The organism is Cellulomonas pakistanensis (assembly GCF_016862755.1).
GTDB classification, from domain to species: domain Bacteria; phylum Actinomycetota; class Actinomycetes; order Actinomycetales; family Cellulomonadaceae; genus Cellulomonas; species Cellulomonas pakistanensis.
In genome coordinates, this window is sequence record NZ_BONO01000019.1 from 22208 (window position 1) to 47086 (window position 24879).

Consider the following 24879-nt stretch of genomic DNA (forward strand, 5'->3'; position numbering starts at 1 on the left):
CGTGAGGAGCCCCGACATGCCCACTCGCACCGCCCGCACCGCCTGGAACGGCACCCTGAACGAGGGCGGCGGCCAGGTGGAGCTCACCAGCTCGAAGGTCGGCACCTACGACGTGTCGTTCCCGAAGCGCGCGGCCGACGAGGCCGGCGGCACCACGAGCCCCGAGGAGCTCATCGCGGCGGCGCACTCGTCCTGCTACGCGATGCAGCTCTCGGCCCTGATCGGCGAGGCGGGCGGCACGCCCGAGTCCCTCGAGGTCACCGCCGACGTGACGCTCGGCCCGGACTCCGCGGGCGGCTTCCGGATCAGCGGCATCGCGTTGACGGTCCGCGCCGAGGTCTCCGGCCTGGACGAGGCCGGCTTCCTCAAGGCCGCCGACGACGCCAAGGCGACCTGCCCGGTCAGCAAGGCGCTCACCGGCACGGAGATCACGCTGGACGCGGCGCTCGAGTCCTGAGCCGCGCCACCCCGACGCCCCCGGTCCCGCCCCTCGGCGGGCCGGGGGCGTCGTCGCGTCCGGGGGCGCGCGTCGCGGCGTCCGGGCCTCGGACGCGGGGGCACCCACCCCCGGCGCGGTGGAACACTGGCGCCGTGCCGACCGCCACGTCCCTCCCCCCGGGCGCCGATCCCCGCACGCCGCCGGGCGCCGACGCCGCCGAGCTCGTCCGCGCGCTGCGCGCCGCCGTCGGGGGAGCGGTGGACGACTCGTCACGCCGCCGCGCGGAGTACTCCACCGACGCGTCGAACTACCGGGTGGTCCCGTCCGTCGTCGTGTTCCCGCGCGACGTGGACGACGCCCTGGCCGCGCTGGAGGTCGCGCGCGGGCTCGGTGCCCCCGTGACGTCTCGCGGCGGCGGCACCTCCGTCGCCGGCAACGCCGTCGGCACGGGCGTCGTCCTCGACTGGTCCCGGCACGTGAACCGGGTGCTCGACGTCGACCCCGAGGCGCGCACCGCGCGCGTCGAGCCGGGCGTCGTCATGGCGATGCTCCAGCAGACCGCCGCGCCGCACGGGCTGCGGTTCGGCCCCGACCCGTCGACCCAGGCGCGCGCCACGCTCGGCGGGATGATCGGCAACAACGCCTGCGGGCCGCGCGCGGTGGCGTACGGGCGCACGGCGGACAACGTCCTCGAGCTCGACGTCGTCGACGGGCGGGGGCGGCGGTTCACCGCGGGGAAGGGCCTCGACCCGGTCGACGGCCTCGACGCGCTGGTTCGCGCGGAGATGGCGACGATCCGCACCGAGCTGGGCCGGTTCGGCCGCCAGGTGTCCGGGTACTCGCTCGAGCACCTGCTGCCGGAGAACGGCGCCGACCTGGCGAAGGCGCTGGTCGGCACCGAGGGCACGGTCGTCACGCTGCTCGGCGCGACCGTGCGGCTGGTGCCGGTGTCCGCCGCGCCGGTGCTCGTCGTCCTCGGCTACCCCGACATGGCGACCGCCGCGGACGCGGTGCCCGCGCTGCTGGCGCACAAGCCGCTGGCCGTCGAGGGCATGGACGCCCGGCTCGTCGACGTCGTGCGCCGGGTCAAGGGCGCCGCCGCCGTGCCGCCGCTGCCCGAGGGCGCCGGCTGGCTGATGTGCGAGGTCGGCGGCGACACCGTGGACGACGCGCTCGCCCGCGCGCAGGCCCTCGCGGCCGACGCCGGCACCCGGGCGGTCGGCGTGTTCCCGCCCGGGCCCGAGGCGGCGGCGATGTGGCGCATCCGCGAGGACGGCGCGGGCCTCGGCGGCCGGACGCCGTCCGGGGAGCAGGCCTGGCCCGGGTTCGAGGACTCCGCGGTCCCGCCCGAGCGGCTCGGCGCGTACCTGCGCGAGCTCGAGGCGCTCATGGCGCGGCACGGCGTCGACGGCCTGGCGTACGGGCACTTCGGCGACGGCTGCGTGCACCTCCGGCTCGACGTCCCGATGGAGCGGTCCGGTGACCCGATGCGCGCGTTCATGACGGACGCCGCGCACCTGGTCGCCTCGCACGGCGGCTCCCTGTCCGGCGAGCACGGCGACGGCCGGGCCCGGTCCGAGCTGCTGCCGGTCATGTACTCCCCGGAGGCCATCGGCGCCTTCGAGGCGTTCAAGGCGCTGCTCGACCCCGACGACCTGCTCAACCCCGGCGTGCTCGTCCGGCCCCGGCCGCTCGACGCCGACCTGCGCCGCCCGCACGCCCGGCCGGTCCCCGCGGGGCACGGCGGCTTCGCGTTCGGCCACGACCACGGGGACTTCACCACCGCGGTGCACCGGTGCGTGGGCGTCGGCAAGTGCCGCGCGGACTCGTCGGCGGCCGGCGGGTTCATGTGCCCGTCCTACCTCGCCACCAAGGACGAGAAGGACTCCACCCGCGGCCGCGCGCGCGTGCTGCAGGAGATGGCGAACGGCACGCTGGTGACCCGCGGCTGGTCCTCGCCCGAGGTGCACGACGTCCTCGACCTGTGCCTGTCCTGCAAGGCGTGCTCCTCGGACTGCCCGGCCGGGGTCGACATGGCCCAGTACAAGGCCGAGGTGCTGCACCGCACCTACCGCGGGCGGCTGCGCCCCGTGAACCACTACGCGCTCGGCTGGCTGCCGCGGTGGACCCGGCTCGTCACCGGGGTGCCCGGGCTCGCGCGGCTGGCCAACGCGGTGCTGGGCGTCCGGCCGCTGGCGAAGGTCGTGCTGAAGCTCGGCGGCATGGACACGCGCCGGGAGATGGTCTCGTTCGCGCCCGCGCCGTTCCGCGCGCGGGTCCGGCGGGGCGAGGTCGCGGCGCGCCGCGGCTCGGCGCCCGCGTCCCAGGGCGCGGGCGCGCTCTCGGTCACCGGCACCTCCGGCCGCCCGCCGGTGCTGCTGTGGACCGACTCGTTCAGCGACGGCCTGGCGCCCTCGGTGCCCGTCGCCGCCGTGCAGGTCCTGCGCGCCGCCGGGTACGAGGTCCTGGTCCCCGAGCAGGAGGCCTGCTGCGGGCTCACCTGGATCTCGACCGGCCAGCTCGACGGCGCGCGCAAGCGGCTCACGCACCTGCTCGAGGTGCTCGGGCCGTACGCGGTGAACGGCGTGCCGATCGTCGGCCTCGAGCCGTCCTGCACGGCCGTGCTGCGCTCCGACCTGCTCGACCTGCTGCCCGACGACCCGCGCGCCGTCGCGGTCGCCCGGGCCACCCGGACGCTCGCCGAGCTGCTCACCGCCCCCGCGCCGGTCGGCCCGGGGGACCGGTGGCAGCTGCCCGACCTCTCGGACGTCACGGCGGTCGTGCAGCCGCACTGCCACCACCACAGCGTCATGACGTACACCGCGGACCGCACCCTGCTGACCGAGGCCGGGGCCTCGTTCTCGACGCTCGCCGGCTGCTGCGGGCTCGCGGGCAACTTCGGCATGGAGGCGGGGCACTACGACGTGTCGGTGCAGGTCGCCGAGCGGGCGCTGCTGCCGGCGCTGCGCGAGGCCGCGCCGGGCGACGTGTACCTGGCCGACGGGTACTCCTGCCGCACCCAGGCCGACCAGCTGGCGGGCGTCCGGGGCGTGCACCTGGCCGAGCTGCTCGCGGCCCACCTGCCGGCGGCGGCCGAGCGGACGCCGAGGTAGGACGCGCGCGCCGAGGTCGGGTCCGGTGCGGTCCTCCCGCGGTGCGACGGTCCTCCCTCGGCGCTCGTGCACGCCGCCGGGCTGCGGATTTGGGCCAGGCCGCCGCGTGCCGTACTCTGGTCGTTGCCCAAGACCGCAGGTCGTCGGCCCCCGTGCTCTCCCCGCCTCCGTGGGGTGCGCGCGAGAGCCGCCCGAAGTCCCGCTCACGCGGAGGCCCGCGCAGGTGATCGATGTTCGATGGTGACGCGTGCGAGCGCGTCCGCTGCGAGCCCCGGCGCCTGCGCCGGGGCTCTTTCCGTGCCGGGGCCGAGGACGACGCCCGGCGGCACCACCATCGGAAGGATTGCCATGGCGAGGCCGGACAAGGCAGCCGCAGTCGCCGAGCTCACGGACCAGTTCCGCGACTCGAACGCTGCCGTGCTGACCGAGTACCGCGGGCTCACCGTCGCGCAGCTCAAGCAGCTGCGCCGGTCGCTGAGCGGCAACGCGAACTACGCCGTGGTGAAGAACACGCTGACCGCGATCGCGGCCAAGGAAGCCGGTATCGAGGGGATCGCCGACGAGCTCAAGGGCCCGTCCGCCATCGCCTTCGTCACCGGTGACCCGGTCGAGGCCGCCAAGGGTCTGCGTGACTTCGCCAAGGCGAACCCCGCGCTGGTCATCAAGGGTGGTGTCCTCGACGGGCGCGCCCTGACCGCCGCGGACGTCACCAAGCTCGCGGACCTCGAGTCCCGCGAGGTCCTGCTGGCCAAGGCGGCCGGTGCGATGAAGGCCAAGCTGTTCCAGACGGCCTACCTCTTCACCGCGCCCGCCTCGAAGGCCGTGCGCACCGTCGAGGCGCTCCGCGCCCAGCAGGAGACTGCCGACACCGCGGCCTGAGCCACCCCGGCTCAGACGCTCCCCACACTCACCCCGCCGGTCGCCGTGACCGGAGGGGATCGATCGGAAGGAACCGCCATCATGGCGAAGCTCACCACCGCCGAGCTCATCGACGCGTTCAAGGAGCTCACCCTCATCGAGCTCTCCGAGTTCGTGAAGGCGTTCGAGGAGACCTTCGAGGTCACCGCCGCGGCCCCGGCCGCCGTCGCCGTCGCCCCGGCCGCCGGCGGTGCCGGTGCCGACGCCCCGGCCGAGGAGGAGAAGGACGAGTTCGACGTCATCCTCGAGGCCGCCGGCGACAAGAAGATCCAGGTCATCAAGGAGGTGCGCGGCCTCACCTCGCTCGGTCTGAAGGAGGCCAAGGACCTCGTCGACGGCGCGCCGAAGCCGGTCCTGGAGAACGTCAACAAGGAGACCGCGGACAAGGCCAAGGCCGCCCTCGAGGGCGCTGGCGCCACCGTCACCCTCAAGTGACCCGCTCCGGGTCCGGCGCGCTCGCGCGCTGAGACCCGGGTCGCCTCGCGCGCAGGCCCGTACCCCCTGGTGGGGTGCGGGCCTGCGCCGTGCGCGGGGCCGCCCGCGCGAGGGTGCACGAGACACGTCGAGCGTGCCGTCGCTGAGGGCACCCTCGACGTGTCTCGTGCACCCCCGTGGTGGCCCGCGGCGGCGCGCGGAATGCGCGCGGGGGAGGGGGTGTTGCAGATCCGTGGAGGCACGACGGCGTGCCCCGGTTCGGACCGCGCAGGCCCGGCGCGCCGCTCGCCCACCAGGTGTGGCGCACGCCCCATACCACGAGCGCTGGACTTGCCGCCACGTCTGTACTACGCTAGCGCTTTGCGCTGGCCTGTGCCCGCGACCCCGTATAACCCGCGCCCGACGGCATCGTAGTACGCGATGCCCGCAGGGCCTGAGGCCGGGGGGTCGCGAACCGCCGGGCCCGTCGCAGGGAACTCGATCTGCTGGGAAGGACCCCTCTTGGCTGCCTCGCGCACCTCCTCCGCAACGTCCGAAGCCATCGCGAACCGCACCATCTCCCGCCGCGTCTCGTTCGCCCGGATCGACGAGCCCCTCGAGGTCCCGGACCTCCTCGGGCTCCAGACGGAGAGCTTCGACTGGCTGCTCGGCAACGAGAAGTGGCAGGCCCGCGTCGCCGCCGCCCTCGAGAACGGCCGGCAGGACGTCCCGGAGACCGCTGGACTGGAGGAGATCTTCGAGGAGATCTCCCCCATCGAGGACTTCGGCGGCACCATGTCGCTGTCGTTCCGCGAGCACCGTTTCGAGCCGCCGAAGTACACGGCCGACGAGTGCAAGGAGAAGGACTTCACCTACGCGGCGCCGCTGTTCGTCACCGCGGAGTTCGTCAACTACACCACCGGTGAGATCAAGAGCCAGACGGTCTTCATGGGCGACTTCCCGCTCATGAGCGAGCGCGGCACCTTCATCATCAACGGCACCGAGCGCGTCGTCGTGTCGCAGCTCGTCCGCTCCCCGGGCGTGTACTTCGAGCGCACCGCCGACAAGACGTCCGACAAGGACATCTTCTCGGTCAAGATGATCCCGAGCCGCGGTGCGTGGCTGGAGTTCGAGATCGACAAGCGCGACAACGTCGGCGTCCGCGTCGACCGCAAGCGCAAGCAGAACGCCACCGTGCTGCTCAAGGCCCTCGGCATGACCGAGTCGGAGATCCGCGAGGAGTTCGCGCAGTTCCCGGCCGTCATCGACACCCTGGAGAAGGACCACGTCCAGACCCAGGACGAGGCGCTGCTCGACCTCTACCGCAAGATCCGCCCGGGCGAGCCGCCGACCGTCGAGGCCGGCCGCGCGCTGATCGAGAACTTCTACTTCAACCCGAAGCGCTACGACCTCGCGAAGGTCGGCCGCTACAAGCTGAACAAGAAGCTCGGCATCGACGTGCCGCTCGCCGACTCGGTGCTGTCCAAGGACGACATCGTCGCCGCGATCAAGTACATGGCCGCGCTGCACGCCGACGTCGCCACCCTGCCGGGGCAGCGCAACGGCGAGGCGATCGAGGTCCGCGTCGAGACGGACGACATCGACCACTTCGGCAACCGCCGCATCCGCGCCGTGGGCGAGCTCATCCAGAACCAGGTCCGCACCGGCCTGTCCCGGATGGAGCGCGTCGTGCGCGAGCGCATGACGACCCAGGACGTCGAGGCGATCACGCCGCAGACCCTGATCAACATCCGCCCCGTCGTGGCCTCCATCAAGGAGTTCTTCGGGACGTCCCAGCTGTCGCAGTTCATGGACCAGAACAACCCGCTCGCCGGCCTGACGCACAAGCGTCGCCTGTCCGCGCTGGGCCCGGGTGGTCTGTCCCGCGACCGCGCCGGCATGGAGGTCCGTGACGTCCACCCGTCGCACTACGGCCGCATGTGCCCGATCGAGACCCCCGAGGGCCCGAACATCGGCCTCATCGGCTCGCTCGCGACCTTCGGGCGGATCAACCCGTTCGGCTTCGTCGAGACGCCGTACCGCAAGGTCGAGTTCGGCCGCGTGACGGACGAGGTGCACTACCTCACCGCCGACGACGAGGACCGCTACGTCATCGCCCAGGCCAACGCGGCCGTGGACGCCGACGGCAAGTTCGCCGACGAGACCGTCCTGGTCCGCGTCAAGGGCGGCGACACCGAGGACGTCCCGGCCGAGACGGTCGACTACATGGACGTCTCGCCGCGCCAGATGGTGTCGGTCGCGACGGCCCTCATCCCGTTCCTCGAGCACGACGACGCCAACCGCGCGCTCATGGGCGCGAACATGCAGCGCCAGGCCGTGCCGCTGGTCCGTTCCGAGGCGCCGCTGGTCGGCACCGGCATGGAGTGGCGCGCGGCGGTCGACGCGGGCGACGTCATCGTGGCGAGCAAGCCCGGCGTGGTCACCGAGGTGTCCGCCGACCTCATCACGGTCGCGAACGACGACGCGACGACGAGCACCTACCGCGTGGCGAAGTTCCGCCGCTCGAACCAGGGCACGTCGTACAACCAGCGCGTGCTGGTCGACCAGGGCGCCCGCGTCGAGGTCGGCTCCGTGCTGGCCGACGGCCCGGCGACGGACGAGGGCGAGCTGTCCCTCGGCCGCAACCTGCTGGTCGCGTTCATGTCGTGGGAGGGCCACAACTACGAGGACGCGATCATCCTGTCGCAGCGCCTCGTGCAGGACGACGTCCTGTCCTCGATCCACATCGAGGAGCACGAGGTCGACGCCCGCGACACCAAGCTCGGCCCCGAGGAGATCACCCGGGACATCCCGAACGTCTCCGAGGACGTGCTGGCGGACCTGGACGAGCGCGGCATCATCCGCATCGGCGCCGAGGTCTCCGCGGGCGACGTGCTGGTCGGCAAGGTCACCCCGAAGGGCGAGACCGAGCTGACCCCGGAGGAGCGCCTGCTGCGCGCCATCTTCGGCGAGAAGGCCCGCGAGGTCCGCGACACGTCCCTCAAGGTGCCGCACGGCGAGTCCGGCACGGTCATCGAGGTGCGCACGTTCAACCGCGAGGACGGCGACGAGCTGCCCGCCGGCGTGAACGAGCTCGTCCGGGTGTACATCGCCCAGCGCCGCAAGATCACGGACGGCGACAAGCTCGCCGGCCGCCACGGCAACAAGGGCGTCATCTCGAAGATCCTGCCCGTCGAGGACATGCCGTTCCTCGCGGACGGCACCCCGGTGGACATCGTCCTCAACCCGATGGGTGTCCCGGGCCGCATGAACGTCGGCCAGGTGCTGGAGGTCCACCTCGGGTGGATCGCCAAGCAGGGCTGGAACGTCGAGCTGGCCGAGGGCGACCTGTCGTGGGTCGACGAGGTCCCGGAGATCGCCAAGTCCTCGCAGCCGGGCGTCCCGGTCGCGACGCCGGTGTTCGACGGCGTGCCGGAGGAGACCCTCACCGGTCTGCTCGGGTCGACCCTGCCGAACCGCGACGGCGAGCGCATGGTCGGCGTGGACGGCAAGGCGCGGCTGTTCGACGGCCGCTCCGGCGAGCCGTTCCCGGACCCGGTGGCCGTCGGCTACATGTACATCCTCAAGCTGCACCACCTCGTGGACGACAAGATCCACGCCCGGTCGACCGGCCCGTACTCGATGATCACGCAGCAGCCGCTGGGTGGTAAGGCGCAGTTCGGCGGCCAGCGGTTCGGCGAGATGGAGGTGTGGGCCCTCGAGGCGTACGGCGCGGCCTACACGCTGCAGGAGCTCCTGACCATCAAGTCGGACGACATCCCGGGCCGCGTGAAGGTGTACGAGGCCATCGTCAAGGGCGAGAACATCCCCGACTCGGGCATCCCGGAGTCCTTCAAGGTGCTCCTCAAGGAGATGCAGTCCCTCTGCCTGAATGTGGAGGTGCTGTCCTCCGACGGCGTGTCGATCGACATGCGGGAGAACGACGACGAGGTGTACCGCGCCGCCGAGGAGCTGGGCATCGACCTCTCGCGCCGCCCGAACGCCGCGAGCACCGTCGACGAGATCTGACGCCGAGCGTCCGCCGGCCCCCTCACCGGGGCCGGCGGGCCGCCCGCACCCCTTGCAGCATCTCCATTCCGCCGGACGCAGGCGCCCCGAGCGCCCCGGCATGCGAAGGAAGTAGGACCCCTTGCTCGACGTCAACGTCTTCGACGAGCTGCGCATCGGCCTGGCCACGGCCGACGACATCCGGACCTGGTCGCACGGCGAGGTCAAGAAGCCCGAGACCATCAACTACCGCACCCTGAAGCCGGAGAAGGACGGGCTCTTCTGCGAGAAGATCTTCGGCCCCACCCGGGACTGGGAGTGCTACTGCGGCAAGTACAAGCGCGTGCGCTTCAAGGGCATCATCTGCGAGCGCTGCGGCGTCGAGGTGACCCGCTCGAAGGTGCGCCGTGAGCGCATGGGCCACATCGAGCTCGCCGCGCCGGTCACGCACATCTGGTTCTTCAAGGGCGTGCCCTCGCGCCTCGGCTACCTGCTCGACCTCGCCCCGAAGGACCTCGAGAAGGTCATCTACTTCGCGGCGTACATGATCACGTGGGTCGACACCGACGGCCGCCAGGAGGACCTCCCGAACCTCCAGAACGAGATCGACCTGGAGCGCAAGGAGATCGCGGACCGCCGCGACAACGACATCAACACCCGCGCGTCGAAGCTCGAGGCCGACCTGGCCGAGCTCGAGGCCGAGGGTGCCAAGGCGGACGCGCGCCGCAAGGTCCGCGACTCGGCCGAGCGCGAGATGGCGCAGATCCGCAAGCGCGCGGACGCCGAGATCGAGCGCCTGGACACCATCTGGGACAAGTTCAAGAACCTCAAGGTCGCCGACCTCGAGGGCGACGAGCTGCTCTACCGCCAGCTGCAGGACCGCTACGGCAACTACTTCGAGGGCTCGATGGGCGCCGCGGCGATCCAGAAGCGCCTCGAGGCGTTCGACCTGGACGCCGAGGCCGAGAACCTGCGCGAGATCATCCGCACCGGCAAGGGCCAGCGGAAGACCCGCGCGCTCAAGCGCCTCAAGGTCGTCAACGCGTTCCTCACCACGACGAACTCGCCGACCGGCATGGTGCTGGACGCCGTCCCGGTCATCCCGCCGGACCTGCGCCCGATGGTGCAGCTCGACGGCGGCCGGTTCGCCACGTCCGACCTGAACGACCTGTACCGCCGCGTCATCAACCGGAACAACCGCCTCAAGCGGCTCCTGGACCTGGGCGCGCCGGAGATCATCGTCAACAACGAGAAGCGGATGCTCCAGGAGGCCGTGGACTCGCTGTTCGACAACGGCCGCCGCGGCCGCCCGGTCACGGGCCCCGGCAACCGTCCGCTCAAGTCGATCTCCGACATGCTCAAGGGCAAGCAGGGCCGGTTCCGCCAGAACCTGCTCGGCAAGCGCGTCGACTACTCGGGCCGTTCGGTCATCGTCGTCGGCCCGCAGCTCAAGCTGCACCAGTGCGGTCTGCCCAAGCAGATGGCGCTCGAGCTGTTCAAGCCGTTCGTGATGAAGCGCCTGGTCGACCTGAACCACGCGCAGAACATCAAGTCGGCCAAGCGCATGGTCGAGCGCGCCCGCCCGGTCGTGTGGGACGTGCTCGAGGAGGTCATCACCGAGCACCCGGTGCTGCTGAACCGTGCGCCCACGCTGCACCGTCTCGGCATCCAGGCGTTCGAGCCCCAGCTGGTCGAGGGCAAGGCGATCCACCTGCACCCGCTCGTCTGCGGCGCGTTCAACGCCGACTTCGACGGCGACCAGATGGCCGTGCACCTGCCCCTGAGCGCGGAGGCGCAGGCCGAGGCCCGCATCCTCATGCTCTCGAGCAACAACATCCTGAAGCCGTCGGACGGCCGTCCGGTGACCATGCCCTCGCAGGACATGATCATCGGCCTGTTCCACCTGACGTCCGACAAGGACGAGGCGAAGGGTGCCGGCCGGGCGTTCAGCTCGGTGTCCGAGGCGATCATGGCCTTCGACCAGGGCTCGCTGGACCTCAACGCGGTCGTGAAGATCCGCATGGAGGGCCTCGTGTTCGGCCCCGGCCAGGAGCCCGAGGGCTTCTCGGCCGACGAGCCGTTCCTGTTCGAGACCTCGCTCGGCCGGGCGCTGTTCAACGAGCTGCTGCCGGTGGACTACCCGTACGAGAACGGCGTCGTCGACAAGAAGCGCCTCTCCGTCATCGTCAACGACCTCGCGGAGCGGTACCCGAAGGTCGAGGTCGCCGCCTCGCTGGACGCCCTGAAGGAGGCCGGCTTCCGCTGGGCCACCCGCTCGGGCGTGACCATCGCGATCTCCGACGTGGCGGCCCCGTCCGCCAAGCAGGAGATCCTGACGGACCACGAGGCGCGCGCGGCGAAGGTGCAGGGCCAGTACGACAAGGGCCTCATCACCGACGACGAGCGTCGCCAGGAGCTCATCGAGATCTGGACGCAGGCCACCGACAAGGTCGCCAAGGCGATGCAGGAGAACTTCTCCGCCCGCAACACCGTGTTCCGGATGGTCGGCTCGGGCGCGCGTGGTAACTGGATGCAGGTCCGCCAGATCGCCGGCATGCGCGGCCTCGTGGCGAACCCGAAGGGCGAGATCATCCCGCGCCCGATCAAGTCCAACTACCGCGAGGGCCTGTCGGTCCTGGAGTACTTCATCGCGACGCACGGCGCCCGCAAGGGTCTGGCGGACACCGCGCTGCGGACCGCCGACTCGGGCTACCTGACCCGTCGTCTGGTGGACGTCTCCCAGGACGTCATCGTCCGCGAGGAGGACTGCGGCACCGAGCGCGGCCTGACCATGCCGATCGGCGTGGCCGCCGGCGACGGCACGCTGCGCCGGCACGACAAGGTCGAGACCAGCGTCTACGCGCGGACCCTGGCCACCGCCGTCGAGATCGACGGCGAGGTCATCGGGAACTCGGGCGACGACGTCGGCGACGTCCTGCTCGACCGCCTGCTGGCGGCCGGCGTCGAGTCGCTCAAGGTCCGCTCCGTGCTGACCTGCGAGTCGCGCGTCGGCACCTGCGCCAAGTGCTACGGCCGCTCCCTGGCCACCGGCAAGCTGGTGGACATCGGCGAGGCCGTCGGCATCATCGCGGCGCAGTCCATCGGTGAGCCCGGTACGCAGCTGACCATGCGGACCTTCCACACCGGTGGTGTCGCGTCGGCCGAGGACATCACGCAGGGTCTGCCGCGTGTCCAGGAGCTCTTCGAGGCCCGCACCCCCAAGGGTGAGAGCCCCATCGCGGAGTTCTCCGGCCGCATCGCCATCGACGAGGCGGACCGCACGCGGCGCATCGTGCTGACGCCGGACGACGGCTCGGAGGAGATCGCCTACCCGATCACCAAGCGCTCGCGCCTGCTCGTGTCCGACGGCGACCACGTCGAGGTCGGCACGCAGCTGGTCCAGGGTGCGGTGGACCCGAAGAAGGTCCTGCGCATCCTCGGCCCGCGCGCCACGCAGAAGCACCTGGTGGACGAGGTCCAGGAGGTCTACAACTCCCAGGGCGTGGACATCCACGACAAGCACATCGAGGTCATCGTGCGGCAGATGCTGCGTCGCGTGACCGTGCTCGACTCGGGTGACACGGACCTGCTGCCGGGCGAGCTGGCCGAGCGCGGCCGGTTCGAGGACGCGAACCGCCGGGCGGTCGCCGAGGGCGGTCAGCCGGCCTCGGGTCGTCCGGAGCTGATGGGTATCACGAAGGCGTCGCTCGCGACGGACTCGTGGCTGTCGGCGGCGTCCTTCCAGGAGACGACCCGCGTCCTCACCGAGGCCGCGATGTCGGGCCGGTCCGACCCGCTGCTGGGCCTGAAGGAGAACGTGATCCTCGGCAAGCTGATCCCCGCCGGCACCGGTCTGCCCCGGTACCACGAGGTGGCGGTCGAGCCGACCGAGGAGGCGAAGGCCGAGCTGTACCCGTCCTTCGGCTACGACGAGATCGACTTCCCCGCCCTGGGCCTCGGCTCGGGCGAGGCGATCCCGCTCGAGGACATCGACTTCGGCGACTACCGCTGATCGAGACCCTCATCCGGTCCGAGGGGGTCCGGCCGCGCCGCGTGCGCGACCGGGCCCCCTCGGCCGTGCGGGGCCGCGCGGGAACACCCGCGCGGTCCCCGCTGTTGTGATGGACGTCCCACCGTCCGACCGTCACCAGGTGCTTTGACCCTGGGGTGACGGCCGAGTAACGTGGGACACCGTGCCCGCGCCGTCGGGCTCTCGCGCGCGCTCACGTGGTCACCACGTGGGGCGCCGGGTGGATCGCCCCCCACCGCACCCGTCCCCGGACCTCCGGGACCCGGTGTGCGGAGCAGGACGGGGTCGACACGCCCGGGTGCGGGGGCCGGAGCGGGACGCAAGACCTCTCGGGGTAGTCGCGCGACGGGCGACGATCCGGACCATTGCCGGCCGTCCAGGGTGACGGGTGCCGGTCAGACCAGACTCATCAACAAGACGGAGACGTAGTGCCTACGATCCAGCAGCTGGTCCGCAAGGGCCGGCAGGCGAAGACGAACAAGTCGAAGACGCCTGCCCTCAAGGGCAGCCCGCAGCGGCGCGGTGTGTGCACCCGCGTCTACACGACCACCCCGAAGAAGCCGAACTCGGCTCTCCGCAAGGTCGCGCGCGTCAAGCTCTCCTCGGGCATCGAGGTCACCGCGTACATCCCCGGTGAGGGCCACAACCTGCAGGAGCACTCGATCGTGCTCGTGCGCGGCGGTCGTGTGAAGGACCTCCCCGGTGTGCGCTACAAGATCATCCGTGGTGCTCTGGACACCCAGGGCGTGAAGAACCGTAAGCAGGCGCGCAGCCGCTACGGCGCGAAGAAGGGCTGAACCGATGCCTCGTAAGGGTCCCGCCCCCCGCCGGCCGCTGATCGTCGACCCCGTCTACGGCTCGCCGGTCGTCACGCAGCTCATCAACAAGGTCCTCCTCGACGGCAAGAAGTCCGTCGCCGAGGCCATCGTCTACGGCGCGCTCGAGGGCGTCCGCGAGAAGACCCAGGGCGACCCGGTCGTCGTGCTGAAGCGCGCGCTGGACAACGTCCGCCCGTCGCTCGAGGTCCGCTCCCGCCGCGTCGGTGGCGCCACCTACCAGGTCCCGGTCGAGGTCCGCCCCGTCCGCCAGACCACGCTCGCGCTGCGCTGGCTCACGGACTACTCGCGCGCTCGCCGCGAGAAGACCATGACCGAGCGCCTCATGAACGAGATCCTCGACGCCAGCAACGGCCTGGGCGCCGCGGTGAAGCGCCGCGAGGACATGCACAAGATGGCCGAGTCCAACAAGGCGTTCGCCCACTACCGCTGGTAATCCCAGCAGTAGGGCGGACCCCACTACCGAGGGGCTGAACCTGTGGCACTGGACGTGCTCACGGACCTGAACAAGGTCCGGAACATCGGCATCATGGCGCACATCGATGCCGGCAAGACCACGACGACCGAGCGGATCCTGTACTACACGGGCGTCAACTACAAGATCGGCGAGACCCACGACGGCGCGTCGACCACGGACTGGATGGAGCAGGAGCAGGAGCGTGGCATCACGATCACGTCCGCTGCTGTGACCGCCTTCTGGAACAAGGGCAAGTCGAACGAGACGCAGATCAACGTCATCGACACCCCCGGTCACGTGGACTTCACCGTCGAGGTGGAGCGCTCGCTGCGCGTGCTCGACGGCGCGGTCGCGGTGTTCGACGGCAAGGAGGGCGTGGAGCCCCAGTCGGAGACCGTGTGGCGCCAGGCCGACAAGTACGAGGTCCCCCGCATCTGCTTCGTCAACAAGATGGACAAGCTGGGCGCGGACTTCTACTTCACGGTCGACACGATCGTGAACCGCCTCAAGGCCAAGCCGCTGGTCATCCAGCTGCCGATCGGCTCCGAGAACGACTTCATCGGCGTCGTCGACCTGGTCGAGATGCGCGCGCTCGTGTGGCGCGGCGAGACCGAGATGGGCGCGAAGTACGAGATCGAGGAGATCCCGGCCGACCTCCAGGAGCGGGCCGAGCAGTTCCGCAGCGAGCTGCTCGAGGCCGTCGCCGAGACGGACGACGAGCTGCTCGAGAAGTTCCTGGGCGGTGAGGAGCTCACGGTCGCCGAGATCAAGGCCGGCATCCGCAAGCTCACCATCTCCGGCGAGGCCTTCCCGGTCCTCTGCGGCTCGGCGTTCAAGAACAAGGGCGTCCAGCCCATGCTCGACGCCGTCGTCGACTACCTCCCGTCGCCCCTCGACGTCCCGGCCATCCAGGGCCACGACGTCAAGGACGCGGACGTCGTCATCGAGCGCCACCCGGACGCCACCGAGCCGTTCTCGGCCCTGGCGTTCAAGATCGCCGCGCACCCGTTCTTCGGCAAGCTCACCTTCATCCGCGTGTACTCGGGGAAGGTCGTGCAGGGCGCCCAGGTCATGAACTCGACCAAGGGCAAGAAGGAGCGCATCGGGAAGATCTTCCAGATGCACGCCAACAAGGAGAACCCGGTCGACGAGGCGACGGCCGGCCACATCTACGCGTTTATCGGCCTGAAGGACGTCACCACCGGTGACACCCTGTCGGACATGGGCTCGCAGGTCATCCTCGAGTCGATGACCTTCCCCGAGCCGGTCATCGACGTGGCCATCGAGCCGAAGACGAAGGCCGACCAGGAGAAGCTCTCCACGGCGATCCAGAAGCTCGCTGAGGAGGACCCGACCTTCCGCGTCCGCCTGGACGAGGAGACCGGCCAGACCGTCATCGGCGGCATGGGCGAGCTCCACCTCGACATCCTCGTCGACCGCATGCGGCGCGAGTTCAAGGTCGAGGCGAACGTCGGCAAGCCGCAGGTGGCGTACCGCGAGACGATCCGCCGCAAGGTGGAGAAGATCGACTACACGCACAAGAAGCAGACGGGTGGCTCGGGCCAGTTCGCGAAGGTCCAGATGACCTTCGAGCCGCTGGAGTCCGAGGACGGCGAGCTGTACGCGTTCGAGAACGCGGTCACCGGTGGTCGCGTCCCGCGCGAGTACATCCCGTCGGTCGACCAGGGCATCCAGAGCGCCATGCAGCTCGGCGTGCTGGCCGGCTTCCCGCTGGTCGGCATCAAGGCCACGCTGCTCGACGGTGCGGCGCACGACGTCGACTCGTCCGAGATGGCGTTCAAGATCGCCGGCTCGATGATCCTCAAGGAGGCCGTCCGCAAGGCGGACCCGGTCCTCCTAGAGCCGGTCATGGCCGTCGAGGTGCGGACGCCCGAGGACTACATGGGCGACGTCATCGGCGACATCAACTCGCGTCGCGGCATGATCCAGTCCATGGAGGACGCGACGGGCGTGAAGGTGATCCGCGCCCAGGTGCCGCTCTCCGAGATGTTCGGCTACGTCGGCGACCTGCGGTCCAAGACCCAGGGTCGTGCGGTGTACTCGATGCAGTTCGACAGCTACGCCGAGGTTCCTCGGAATGTTGCCGACGAGATCATCAAGAAGACCCGGGGCGAGTAGTCCCACAGGTCGAACCAAGAACGACCACCCAAACCGACCCGTAGGACCGCACGTCCGCGGGGGGCCGCTCCGGCCCCCCGCATCGTTCGGCAATCTCTACACCAGAGTCCTGAGGAGGACCCAGTGGGCAAGGCGAAGTTCGAGCGGACCAAGCCGCACGTCAACATCGGGACCATCGGTCACGTCGACCACGGCAAGACGACGCTGACCGCTGCCATCTCGAAGGTGCTGCACGACAAGTACCCGGAGCTGAACCCCTTCACGCCGTTCGACGAGATCGACAAGGCGCCCGAGGAGAAGCAGCGCGGCATCACGATCAACATCGCGCACGTCGAGTACCAGACGGAGAAGCGTCACTACGCTCACGTCGACGCGCCGGGTCACGCCGACTACATCAAGAACATGATCACGGGTGCGGCGCAGATGGACGGCGCCATCCTCGTGGTCGCCGCCACCGACGGCCCGATGGCCCAGACGCGTGAGCACGTCCTGCTCGCCCGTCAGGTCGGCGTGCCCTACCTGCTCGTGGCGCTCAACAAGTCCGACATGGTCGACGACGAGGAGATCCTCGAGCTCGTCGAGATGGAGGTCCGCGAGCTGCTGTCGTCGCAGGGCTTCGACGGCGACAACGCGCCGGTCATCCGCGTCTCCGGCCTGAAGGCCCTCGAGGGCGACGCCCAGTGGGTCAAGTCGGTCGAGGACCTGCTGGACGCCGTGGACGAGTCCGTCCCGGAGCCGGTCCGTGACATGGACAAGCCGTTCCTCATGCCGATCGAGGACGTCTTCACGATCACCGGTCGTGGCACCGTCGTCACCGGCAAGGTCGACCGCGGCAAGCTGCAGATCAACTCCGAGGTCGAGATCGTCGGCATCCGCCCGGCGCAGAAGACCACGGTCACCGGCATCGAGATGTTCCACAAGCAGATGGACGAGGCCTGGGCCGGCGAGAACTGCGGTCTGCTGCTCCGCGGCACCAAGCGCGAGGACGTCGAGCGCGGCCAGGTCGTCGTGAAGCCGGGCTCGATCACCCCGCACACCGAGTTCGAGGGCCAGGTCTACATCCTGGCCAAGGACGAGGGCGGGCGTCACAACCCGTTCTACTCGAACTACCGTCCGCAGTTCTACTTCCGGACCACGGACGTCACCGGCGTCATCACGCTGCCCGAGGGCACCGAGATGGTCATGCCCGGCGACAACACGGAGATCTCCGTGACGCTGATCCAGCCCATCGCGATGGAGGAGGGCCTCGGCTTCGCCATCCGCGAGGGTGGCCGCACCGTCGGCTCGGGCCGCGTCACCAAGATCATCAAGTGATCTGACCCCTCCGGGGGACTGATCCACCAGCAGGGCCCGGGTGCTTCGGCACCCGGGCCCTGCTGCGTTCCCGGCCGCCGCCGGCGCCCCCGGTGCACGGGACACGTCGAGGGTGCCCACACTGAGGGCACTCTCGACGTGTCTCGTGCACCCTGGCAAGGACGCGGGCAACTGGGCCTGTGGACAACCGGTCCGACCACCCTCTCGCGCGGGAGGGTGGGTGCGTGGACGGCGACGTGCAGGTGCTGACGGCGGAGGACGAGGCGCGGACCGGGCTGTCGGGTGCGGATCTGCGCGATGCGCGCGACTCCGGGTCGCTCGTGCGCGTCCGGTACGGGGCCTACGCCGACGCGGACGGGTGGGCGGCGTTGGACGCCGACGGTCGCTACCGGGCCCTGGTGGTCGCCGCGTCCCGGAGGATGCGGGACGCGGTCTTCAGCCACGCGTCCGCAGCCGCCCTGTGGCGCCTCCCGCGCCTGGGCGCTTGGCCGCAGGGCGTCGAGGTGCTGGTCGGCGCGTCGTCGACGGTGCGGTCGTCCCGCGGCGTGGTCCGGCACCGGACGGCACGTCCGCCTGCCGTCGCGCTCCGGGACGGCGTGCGCGTGACGGCGGCCGCGCGGACCGTGCTCGACCTGGCCCGCCGGGACCGGTTCGCGGCGGCGCTCGTGGCCGCGGACCACGCGCTGCGCACCGGCGTGGCCACCCCGGACGAGCTGCGGTGCGAGTCGGAGGCCGCCGGGGGTGAGCCCGGCGTGCGTCGCGCCCGTCGGGTCGTCGCGGAGGCGCGCGCCGAGGCGGAGTCGCCGGGGGAGTCGCTGAGCCGCGCCCGCATGATCGAGCTCGGGGTGCCGCGACCGGTCCTGCAGCACGAGCTCCGCGACGGCGACGGTCTTGTCGCGCGGGTCGACTTCTGGTGGGCGGACCTCGGTCTCGTCGGCGAGTTCGACGGTCGCCTGAAGTACCGGACGGACGGCGTGGCCGACCGCCGTGCCGTCGAGGAGCGGCTGTGGGCCGAGAAGCAGCGCGAGGACAGGGTGCGCGCGCTGGGTCGGCGGGTGGTCCGGTGGACCTGGGCGGACGCCCTGGACGCGAACCACCTCGCGACCCGCCTCACCACGGCGGGCCTGCGCCCGGCACGGTGACGACGACGGTGCACGATACACGTCGAGGGTGCCCACACGGGGGCACCCTCGACGTGTCTCATGCACCCTCAGGGGTCAGTGCGGGGTGGCGCGCTCCGCGCCGGCGCCCGTCAGGCTGCGCACCTCCATCTCCGCCTGCTTCAGGCGGTCCGCGTCCGAGGACGTCACCGTGCCCAGCCAGCCCGCCAGGAACCCGATCGGCACGGACACCAGCGCCGGGTTCGCCAGCGGGAACCAGGCGATGTCCGCGCCCGGGAACATCGCCGTCTCCGAGCCGGTGACCACGGGGGAGAACACGATGAGCACCAGCGCCGACAGCAGCCCGCCGTAGATGCTCCACACCGACCCGCGCGTGCTGAACCGGCGCCAGTACAGCGAGTACAGGATGGACGGGAGGTTGGCGCTGGCCGCGATCGCGAAGGCCAGCGAGACGAGGAACGCCACGTTCTGCCCGTTCGCGAGCACGCCGCCGACGATCGACACCAGGCCGACGACGACCGCCGTGGTCCGGGCGACCCGCACCTCCTTCTCCGGCGACGCCTTCCCGTCCTTGAGCACGCCGTTGTAGACGTCGTGCGCGAACGACGCCGCGGCGGTGATCGTCAGCCCCGCGACCACCGCGAGGATCGTCGCGAACGCGACCGCCGCGATGATGCCGAGCAGCAGGGTGCCGCCGAGCTCGTACGCCAGCGCCGGCGCCGCCGAGTTCGCGCCGCCCGGCGCCGCGAGGATCGCGTCCACCCCGACGAGGTACGCCGCGCCGAACCCGAGGATCAGCGTGAACAGGTAGAACGCGCCGATGAGCCCGATCGCCCACGTGACCGACCGCCGGGCCTCGCGCGCGGTCGGCACCGTGTAGAACCGCATGAGCACGTGGGGGAGCCCGGCCGCGCCGAGCACCAGGGCGATGGCGAGCGAGACGAACCCGAGCTTCGAGGCGTCCGAGGCGCCGTACTGCAGCATCGGCTCGAGGATCCGGTCGCCCTCCGGGTGCGCCGCCGAGGCCCGCTCGAGCAGCGTCGACAGGTTGCCGCCGTCGAGCACCAGCACCCACACGGTCATCACGCCGGCGCCGACGATCAGCAGCACGGCCTTGATGATCTGCACCCAGGTGGTGCCCTTCATGCCGCCGACCAGCACGTAGACGATCATCAGCGCGCCGACGACCGCGATCACCAGCGACTGCCCGAGCTGGTCCTGCACGCCGAGCAGCAGAGCGACGAGCCCGCCGGCGCCGGCCATCTGCGCGAGCAGGTAGAAGAACGACACCGCCAGCGTCGAGATCGCGGCCGCGGTGCGCACGGGCCGCTGCCGCATCCGGAAGCTCAGGACGTCGGCCATCGTGTACTTGCCGGTGTTGCGCAGCGGCTCGGCGACCAGCAGCAGCGCCACCAGCCAGGCGACGAGGAAGCCGATGGAGTACAGCAGCCCGTCGTACCCGTACACGGCGACGGCGCCGGCGATGCCGAGGAACGACGCGGCCGAGAGGTAGTCGCCCGCGATCGCGATGCCGTTCTGCCGCCCCGTGAACGCGCGGCCGCCGTGGTAGAAGTCGCCGGCCTGGCGCGGCCCGCGGGACACCCGCACGACGACCACGAGCGTGACGGCGACGAACGCGCCGAAGATCGCGATGTTGACCCAGGGGTTGCCGACGTCCATCAGGCGTCCCCCTCGAGCTCGCCGCGCATCCGGTCCGCCAGCGGGTCCAGCCGCCGGTTCGCGTGCCGCACGTACAGCCAGGTGATGAGGAACGTGGACACGAACTGGCCGAGCCCGAGCAGCAGCCCGACGTTGAGCGCGCCCACGACGCGGGTGCTCATGAGGTCCTCGGCGTACGTCGACAGCAGCACGTAGAGCAGGTACCAGCCCAGGAACGCCGCCGTCATCGGGAACGCGAACCGGCGGAACCGGGAGCGCAGCTCCGCGAACTCGGGGGACGCCTGCGCGCGGACCCAGTCGTCCGGCCCGGGCGGAGCGGGCGGGCCGCCCGTCGTGGTGCCGGCGCGCGCGGGCAGGTCGGGGTCGTGCGACATCGGCGTCGCCCTTCCGTCGTGGACCCGCGCCCCCCGCGGGTACCGTGGTCACGACCCTGACGGGGCAGGCGCTCGCCGGTCAAGGCCCCCGGGCCGCCCGTGCCGCCCCGGGGCCCGGCTCCGCGGCCCGCGCGCCGCGTGATCACGCGGGTGTGACGCAGGTCCGGTTGGACCTTTCGGGCCCCGCCTGGCACACTAGACAAGTTGCCCGACGACGGGGGTGTCTGCGCGCGTGCGCCCGGACGCCCCGACGAGCGGGCACGGGACGCGTGCGAGTCCAGCAGCAAGCCCGGGGTCACCCGGCGTCGGACTCATCACCAAACGAAGACCTCGTCCCGGCCGGCGCGCGCCCTGCGCACCCGGACGGGACCGGCGCTGAGGAACGTCGCGAAACGCGACACGCCCGAGCGCGGGGGTCGGACTCCAGTAGTTCGAGAGAGAGAAGCAGACGACGCCATGGCGGGACAGAAGATCCGCATCCGGCTCAAGTCCTACGACCACGAGGTCATCGACAGCTCGGCGCGCAAGATCGTCGACACGGTGAGCCGCGCTGGTGCGACGGTCGTGGGCCCGGTGCCGCTCCCGACGGAGAAGAACGTCTTCGTCGTCATCCGGTCGCCCCACAAGTACAAGGACAGCCGCGAGCACTTCGAGATGCGCACGCACAAGCGGCTCATCGACATCATCGATCCCACGCCGAAGGCGGTCGACTCGCTCATGCGTCTCGACCTGCCCGCGGACGTGAACATCGAGATCAAGCTCTGACGCTGGGAAGGAACTGATCTTCATGGTTACCCAGCAGAACGCGCGCCCCGTCACGGCGGTGCTCGGCACGAAGCTCGGCATGACGCAGGTCTGGGACGACAACGGTCGTCTCGTCCCCGTCACGGTCGTCTCGGTCGGCACCAACGTCGTGACCCAGGTGCGCTCCGCTGAGGCCGACGGCTACGCCGCGGTGCAGCTGGCCTACGGCCAGGTGGACCCGCGCAAGGTCACGAAGCCGCTCAAGGGCCACTTCGAGAAGGCCGGGGTCACCCCCCGCCGGCACGTGGCCGAGATCCGCACGTCGGACGCCGCCGAGTTCACGCTCGGCCAGGAGATCACCGCGGCCGCCTTCGAGGCCGGCACGCTGGTCGACGTGATCGGCACCACCAAGGGCAAGGGCACCGCCGGTGTCATGAAGCGCCACGGGTTCGCCGGTGTGGGCGCCTCGCACGGTGCGCACCGCAACCACCGCAAGCCGGGCTCGATCGGTGGCGCCTCGACGCCGTCGCGCGTGTTCAAGGGCCTGCGGATGGCCGGTCGCATGGGCGCCGCCCGCCAGACCACCCAGAACCTGACCGTCCACGCGGTCGACGCCGAGAAGGGTCTGCTGCTGCTCAAGGGCGCGGTTCCGGGCCCGAAGCGCGGCGTCGTCGTCGTGCGTACCGCCGTGAAGGGGGCATGAACCTCATGTCCGAGACGCTGACCGTCGACGTGCTCGACGCCCAGGGCAAGAAGGCCGGCACCGCCGACCTGCCCGGTGAGGTGTTCGACGCGCAGACGAACGTCCCGCTGATCCACCAGGTGGTCGTCGCCCAGCTCGCCGCCGCGCGCCAGGGCACCCACGACACCAAGACCCGCGGCGAGGTCCGCGGTGGTGGCAAGAAGCCGTACAAGCAGAAGGGCACCGGCCGCGCCCGTCAGGGCTCGACCCGTGCGCCGCAGTTCGCCGGCGGTGGCACCGTCCACGGCCCGACCCCGCGCGACTACACCCAGCGGACCCCGAAGAAGATGAAGGCCGCGGCGCTCCGCGGTGCTCTCTCGGACCGCGCCCGCGCCGGCCGCGTGCACGTGGTGACGGGCTTCGGCATCGACGAGGCCCCCTCGACCAAGGCCGCGCTGCAGGTCCTGGACACGCTGTCCGGCCGCAAGCACGTCCTCGTGGTCGTGGAGCGCGCGGACGAGCTGGCCTGGAAGTCGCTGCGGAACGTCGAGCGGGTCCACCTGCTCGTCGCCGACCAGCTCAACACCTACGACGTGCTCGTCTCCGACGACGTCGTGTTCACCCAGGGCGCGCTCGACACGTTCCTCGCCGGTCCCGTCAAGGGCCGCGGCGCGACCGCCGTCGCGACGTCGTCCGAGGCCGAGGAGGACGCCAAGTGACCGCCGTCGCCAAGGACCCCCGCGACATCCTGATCGCGCCGGTCGTCTCCGAGAAGAGCTACGGGCTCCTCGACGAGGGCAAGTACACCTTCATCGTCGACCCGCGCGCGAACAAGACCGAGATCAAGATCGCCGTCGAGCAGGTCTTCTCGGTCAAGGTCGACTCCGTGAACACGATCAACCGCAAGGGCAAGACGCGGCGGACCCGTTCCGGCATCGGCAAGCGCAAGGACACGAAGCGCGCGATCGTCACCCTCCGCGAGGGCACGATCGACATCTTCGGCGGACCGGTCGGCTGACCGGGCCCGAGAGCAGATTGAGGACAGATCCCCATGGGAATCCGTAAGTACAAGCCGACGACGCCGGGGCGCCGCGGCGCGAGCGTCGCCGACTTCGTCGAGATCACGCGCTCCACGCCGGAGAAGTCTCTGGTCCGCCCGCTGCACAAGACCGGTGGTCGTAACTCGACCGGCCGCGTCACCATGCGGCACCAGGGTGGTGGCCACAAGCGCGCCTACCGCGTGATCGACTTCCGTCGTCACGACAAGGACGGCGTGCCGGCCAAGGTCGCGCACATCGAGTACGACCCGAACCGCACGGCGCGCATCGCGCTGCTGCACTACGCGGACGGCGAGAAGCGCTACATCATCGCGCCGAACAAGCTGAAGCAGGGCGACGTCGTCGAGAACGGCGCCGGTGCCGACATCAAGCCCGGCAACAACCTGCCGCTGCGCAACATCCCGACCGGTACCACGATCCACGCCATCGAGCTCAAGCCCGGTGGCGGCGCCAAGATCGCCCGCTCCGCGGGTGCCTCGGTGCAGCTGGTCGCGAAGGACGGGCCGTACGCGCAGCTCCGCATGCCGTCCGGCGAGATCCGCAACGTCGACCTGCGCTGCCGCGCCACGGTCGGCGAGGTGGGCAACGCCGAGCAGTCGAACATCAACTGGGGCAAGGCCGGCCGCATGCGCTGGAAGGGCAAGCGCCCCTCGGTCCGCGGTGTCGCGATGAACCCGATCGACCACCCGCACGGTGGTGGTGAGGGCAAGACGTCCGGTGGTCGTCACCCGGTGAGCCCGTGGGGCCAGCCGGAGGGCCGCACGCGTCGTCCGAACAAGCCGAGCGACAAGCTCATCGTCCGTCGCCGCCGCACCGGCAAGAAGCGCTGATAGGGAGCCGGGAGACATGCCTCGCAGCCTGAAGAAGGGGCCCTTCGTCGACGGGCACCTGCAGAAGAAGGTCGACGCGCAGAACGCCGCCGGCACCAAGAACGTCATCAAGACGTGGTCGCGTCGTTCGATGATCACCCCGGACTTCCTGGGCCACACGTTCGCGGTGCACGACGGCCGCAAGCACACGCCGGTGTTCGTGACGGAGTCGATGGTCGGGCACAAGCTCGGCGAGTTCGCCCCGACGCGCACGTTCCGCGGCCACGAGAAGGACGACCGGAAGGGCCGTCGCCGCTGACCCCCGGGTCAGCCGAGCGACTGCCCCGACGGCAGAGACAAGAAGGCAGGACAGCAATGGAAGCCAAGGCGAAGGCGCGGTTCGTCCGTGTCACGCCCCAGAAGGCCCGGCGCGTCGTGGACCTCATCCGTGGCAAGCAGGCCGGCGAGGCCGTGTCGACGCTGAAGTTCGCGCCGCAGGCCGCTGGTGAGACGGTCCTCAAGGTCGTCGAGTCGGCGATCGCGAACGCCCGCGAGGGCGCCAAGCGTGCCGGTGAGCGCTTCGACGAGGGCAACCTCTACGTGGCCGAGGCGTTCGTGGACGAGGGTCCGACGCTGAAGCGGTTCCGCCCCCGGGCGCAGGGCCGCGCGAGCCAGATCCTCAAGCGCACGAGCCACATCACCGTGGTCGTCGCCGAGCGTGAGACGAAGGGAAGGGCCTGACA

At 70.9% G+C, this 24879-nt stretch carries 20 protein-coding genes; 18 read left to right on the forward strand and 2 right to left on the reverse strand.

Annotated features, from left to right (window positions below):
- Positions 1 to 16: 16 nt before the first annotated feature.
- From Cpa01nite_RS12640 to Cpa01nite_RS12690, 11 genes are all read left to right on the forward strand, one after another.
- The gene (locus Cpa01nite_RS12640; protein WP_203669130.1) at positions 17 to 457 is read left to right on the forward strand and encodes an OsmC family protein; all 441 of its coding nucleotides are present in this window, start codon (positions 17 to 19) and stop codon (positions 455 to 457) included.
- A gap of 134 nt (positions 458 to 591) precedes the next feature.
- Complete coding sequence (locus Cpa01nite_RS12645) at positions 592 to 3552, forward strand: FAD-binding and (Fe-S)-binding domain-containing protein (RefSeq protein WP_203669131.1); 2961 nt, start codon at positions 592 to 594, stop codon at positions 3550 to 3552.
- A gap of 348 nt (positions 3553 to 3900) precedes the next feature.
- Entirely contained in the window at positions 3901 to 4431 is a 531-nt protein-coding gene (gene rplJ / locus Cpa01nite_RS12650) for a 50S ribosomal protein L10 (RefSeq protein WP_203669132.1), read from the forward strand.
- An 81-nt stretch (positions 4432 to 4512) separates the two neighbouring features.
- Positions 4513 to 4905, forward strand: coding sequence for a 50S ribosomal protein L7/L12 (rplL, locus tag Cpa01nite_RS12655; RefSeq protein WP_203669133.1), 393 nt, complete (start codon positions 4513 to 4515; stop codon positions 4903 to 4905).
- A gap of 501 nt (positions 4906 to 5406) precedes the next feature.
- A complete protein-coding gene (rpoB, locus tag Cpa01nite_RS12660) occupies positions 5407 to 8913 on the forward strand; it encodes a DNA-directed RNA polymerase subunit beta (protein WP_203669134.1) in 3507 nt (1168 codons plus the stop codon).
- Positions 8914 to 9034: 121 nt separating this feature from the next.
- The gene (locus Cpa01nite_RS12665; RefSeq protein WP_203669135.1) at positions 9035 to 12904 is read left to right on the forward strand and encodes a DNA-directed RNA polymerase subunit beta'; all 3870 of its coding nucleotides are present in this window, start codon (positions 9035 to 9037) and stop codon (positions 12902 to 12904) included.
- Between the two features lie 446 nt (positions 12905 to 13350).
- The gene (gene rpsL / locus Cpa01nite_RS12670) at positions 13351 to 13719 is read left to right on the forward strand and encodes a 30S ribosomal protein S12 (RefSeq protein WP_147794366.1); all 369 of its coding nucleotides are present in this window, start codon (positions 13351 to 13353) and stop codon (positions 13717 to 13719) included.
- 4 nt (positions 13720 to 13723) lie between these two features.
- Complete coding sequence (gene rpsG / locus Cpa01nite_RS12675; RefSeq protein ID WP_122147699.1) at positions 13724 to 14194, forward strand: 30S ribosomal protein S7; 471 nt, start codon at positions 13724 to 13726, stop codon at positions 14192 to 14194.
- Between the two features lie 42 nt (positions 14195 to 14236).
- Entirely contained in the window at positions 14237 to 16354 is a 2118-nt protein-coding gene (gene fusA / locus Cpa01nite_RS12680) for an elongation factor G (RefSeq protein ID WP_203669136.1), read from the forward strand.
- 123 nt (positions 16355 to 16477) lie between these two features.
- Positions 16478 to 17668 (forward strand): elongation factor Tu, encoded by a 1191-nt coding sequence (tuf, locus tag Cpa01nite_RS12685; protein ID WP_147794364.1) that lies wholly within the window; start codon positions 16478 to 16480, stop codon positions 17666 to 17668.
- A gap of 224 nt (positions 17669 to 17892) precedes the next feature.
- Positions 17893 to 18810 (forward strand): hypothetical protein, encoded by a 918-nt coding sequence (locus Cpa01nite_RS12690; RefSeq protein ID WP_203669137.1) that lies wholly within the window; start codon positions 17893 to 17895, stop codon positions 18808 to 18810.
- Positions 18811 to 18885: 75 nt separating this feature from the next.
- Here the strand turns inward: Cpa01nite_RS12690 and Cpa01nite_RS12695 are convergent, their stop codons facing one another.
- Positions 18886 to 20469 carry a monocarboxylic acid transporter gene (locus tag Cpa01nite_RS12695; protein WP_203669138.1) on the reverse strand — a complete coding sequence of 528 codons (1584 nt, stop codon included), beginning with the start codon at positions 20467 to 20469 and terminating at the stop codon, positions 18886 to 18888.
- On the reverse strand, positions 20469 to 20843 hold the full coding sequence (locus Cpa01nite_RS12700) for a DUF485 domain-containing protein (protein ID WP_203669139.1): 375 nt from the start codon (positions 20841 to 20843) through the stop codon (positions 20469 to 20471). The genes Cpa01nite_RS12695 and Cpa01nite_RS12700 overlap by 1 nt, the downstream gene beginning before the upstream one ends.
- Positions 20844 to 21299: 456 nt before the next feature.
- Here Cpa01nite_RS12700 and rpsJ point away from each other — a divergent pair, with 456 nt between their 5' ends.
- Genes rpsJ through rplV form a run of 7 tightly spaced genes read left to right on the forward strand, consistent with a single transcriptional unit; the run spans position 21300 to position 24877 of the window.
- Positions 21300 to 21608, forward strand: coding sequence for a 30S ribosomal protein S10 (rpsJ, locus tag Cpa01nite_RS12705; protein WP_122147693.1), 309 nt, complete (start codon positions 21300 to 21302; stop codon positions 21606 to 21608).
- Between the two features lie 22 nt (positions 21609 to 21630).
- Positions 21631 to 22290, forward strand: a complete 660-nt coding sequence (gene rplC / locus Cpa01nite_RS12710; protein ID WP_203669140.1) for a 50S ribosomal protein L3 — start codon at positions 21631 to 21633, stop codon at positions 22288 to 22290.
- A gap of 5 nt (positions 22291 to 22295) precedes the next feature.
- Positions 22296 to 22988 carry a 50S ribosomal protein L4 gene (gene rplD, locus Cpa01nite_RS12715; protein WP_203669182.1) on the forward strand — a complete coding sequence of 231 codons (693 nt, stop codon included), beginning with the start codon at positions 22296 to 22298 and terminating at the stop codon, positions 22986 to 22988.
- Positions 22985 to 23287: a 50S ribosomal protein L23 gene (rplW, locus tag Cpa01nite_RS12720; RefSeq protein ID WP_203669141.1), complete on the forward strand. Its 303-nt coding sequence runs from the start codon at positions 22985 to 22987 to the stop codon at positions 23285 to 23287. Before rplD ends, rplW begins: the two co-directional genes overlap by 4 nt.
- A gap of 33 nt (positions 23288 to 23320) precedes the next feature.
- Positions 23321 to 24157, forward strand: coding sequence for a 50S ribosomal protein L2 (gene rplB / locus Cpa01nite_RS12725; protein WP_147794359.1), 837 nt, complete (start codon positions 23321 to 23323; stop codon positions 24155 to 24157).
- 16 nt (positions 24158 to 24173) lie between these two features.
- Positions 24174 to 24455: a 30S ribosomal protein S19 gene (gene rpsS / locus Cpa01nite_RS12730; protein ID WP_146838615.1), complete on the forward strand. Its 282-nt coding sequence runs from the start codon at positions 24174 to 24176 to the stop codon at positions 24453 to 24455.
- A 56-nt stretch (positions 24456 to 24511) separates the two neighbouring features.
- Positions 24512 to 24877, forward strand: a complete 366-nt coding sequence (gene rplV, locus Cpa01nite_RS12735; RefSeq protein WP_147794357.1) for a 50S ribosomal protein L22 — start codon at positions 24512 to 24514, stop codon at positions 24875 to 24877.
- Positions 24878 to 24879 lie beyond the last annotated feature (2 nt).

Bases quoted from the DNA above. Each gene is read 5' to 3' on its own strand.
- Cpa01nite_RS12640 (WP_203669130.1), top strand. From the start codon at position 17: ATGCCCACTCGCACCGCCCGCACCGCCTGGAACGGCACCCTGAACGAG.
- rplJ (WP_203669132.1), top strand. From the start codon at position 3,901: ATGGCGAGGCCGGACAAGGCAGCCGCAGTCGCCGAGCTCACGGACCAG.
- rplL (WP_203669133.1), top strand. From the start codon at position 4,513: ATGGCGAAGCTCACCACCGCCGAGCTCATCGACGCGTTCAAGGAGCTC.
- rpsG (WP_122147699.1), top strand. From the start codon at position 13,724: ATGCCTCGTAAGGGTCCCGCCCCCCGCCGGCCGCTGATCGTCGACCCC.
- Cpa01nite_RS12695 (WP_203669138.1), bottom strand. From the start codon at position 20,469: ATGGACGTCGGCAACCCCTGGGTCAACATCGCGATCTTCGGCGCGTTC.
- Cpa01nite_RS12700 (WP_203669139.1), bottom strand. From the start codon at position 20,843: ATGTCGCACGACCCCGACCTGCCCGCGCGCGCCGGCACCACGACGGGC.
- rpsJ (WP_122147693.1), top strand. From the start codon at position 21,300: ATGGCGGGACAGAAGATCCGCATCCGGCTCAAGTCCTACGACCACGAG.
- rplC (WP_203669140.1), top strand. From the start codon at position 21,631: ATGGTTACCCAGCAGAACGCGCGCCCCGTCACGGCGGTGCTCGGCACG.
- rplD (WP_203669182.1), top strand. From the start codon at position 22,296: ATGTCCGAGACGCTGACCGTCGACGTGCTCGACGCCCAGGGCAAGAAG.
- rplB (WP_147794359.1), top strand. From the start codon at position 23,321: ATGGGAATCCGTAAGTACAAGCCGACGACGCCGGGGCGCCGCGGCGCG.
- rpsS (WP_146838615.1), top strand. From the start codon at position 24,174: ATGCCTCGCAGCCTGAAGAAGGGGCCCTTCGTCGACGGGCACCTGCAG.
- rplV (WP_147794357.1), top strand. From the start codon at position 24,512: ATGGAAGCCAAGGCGAAGGCGCGGTTCGTCCGTGTCACGCCCCAGAAG.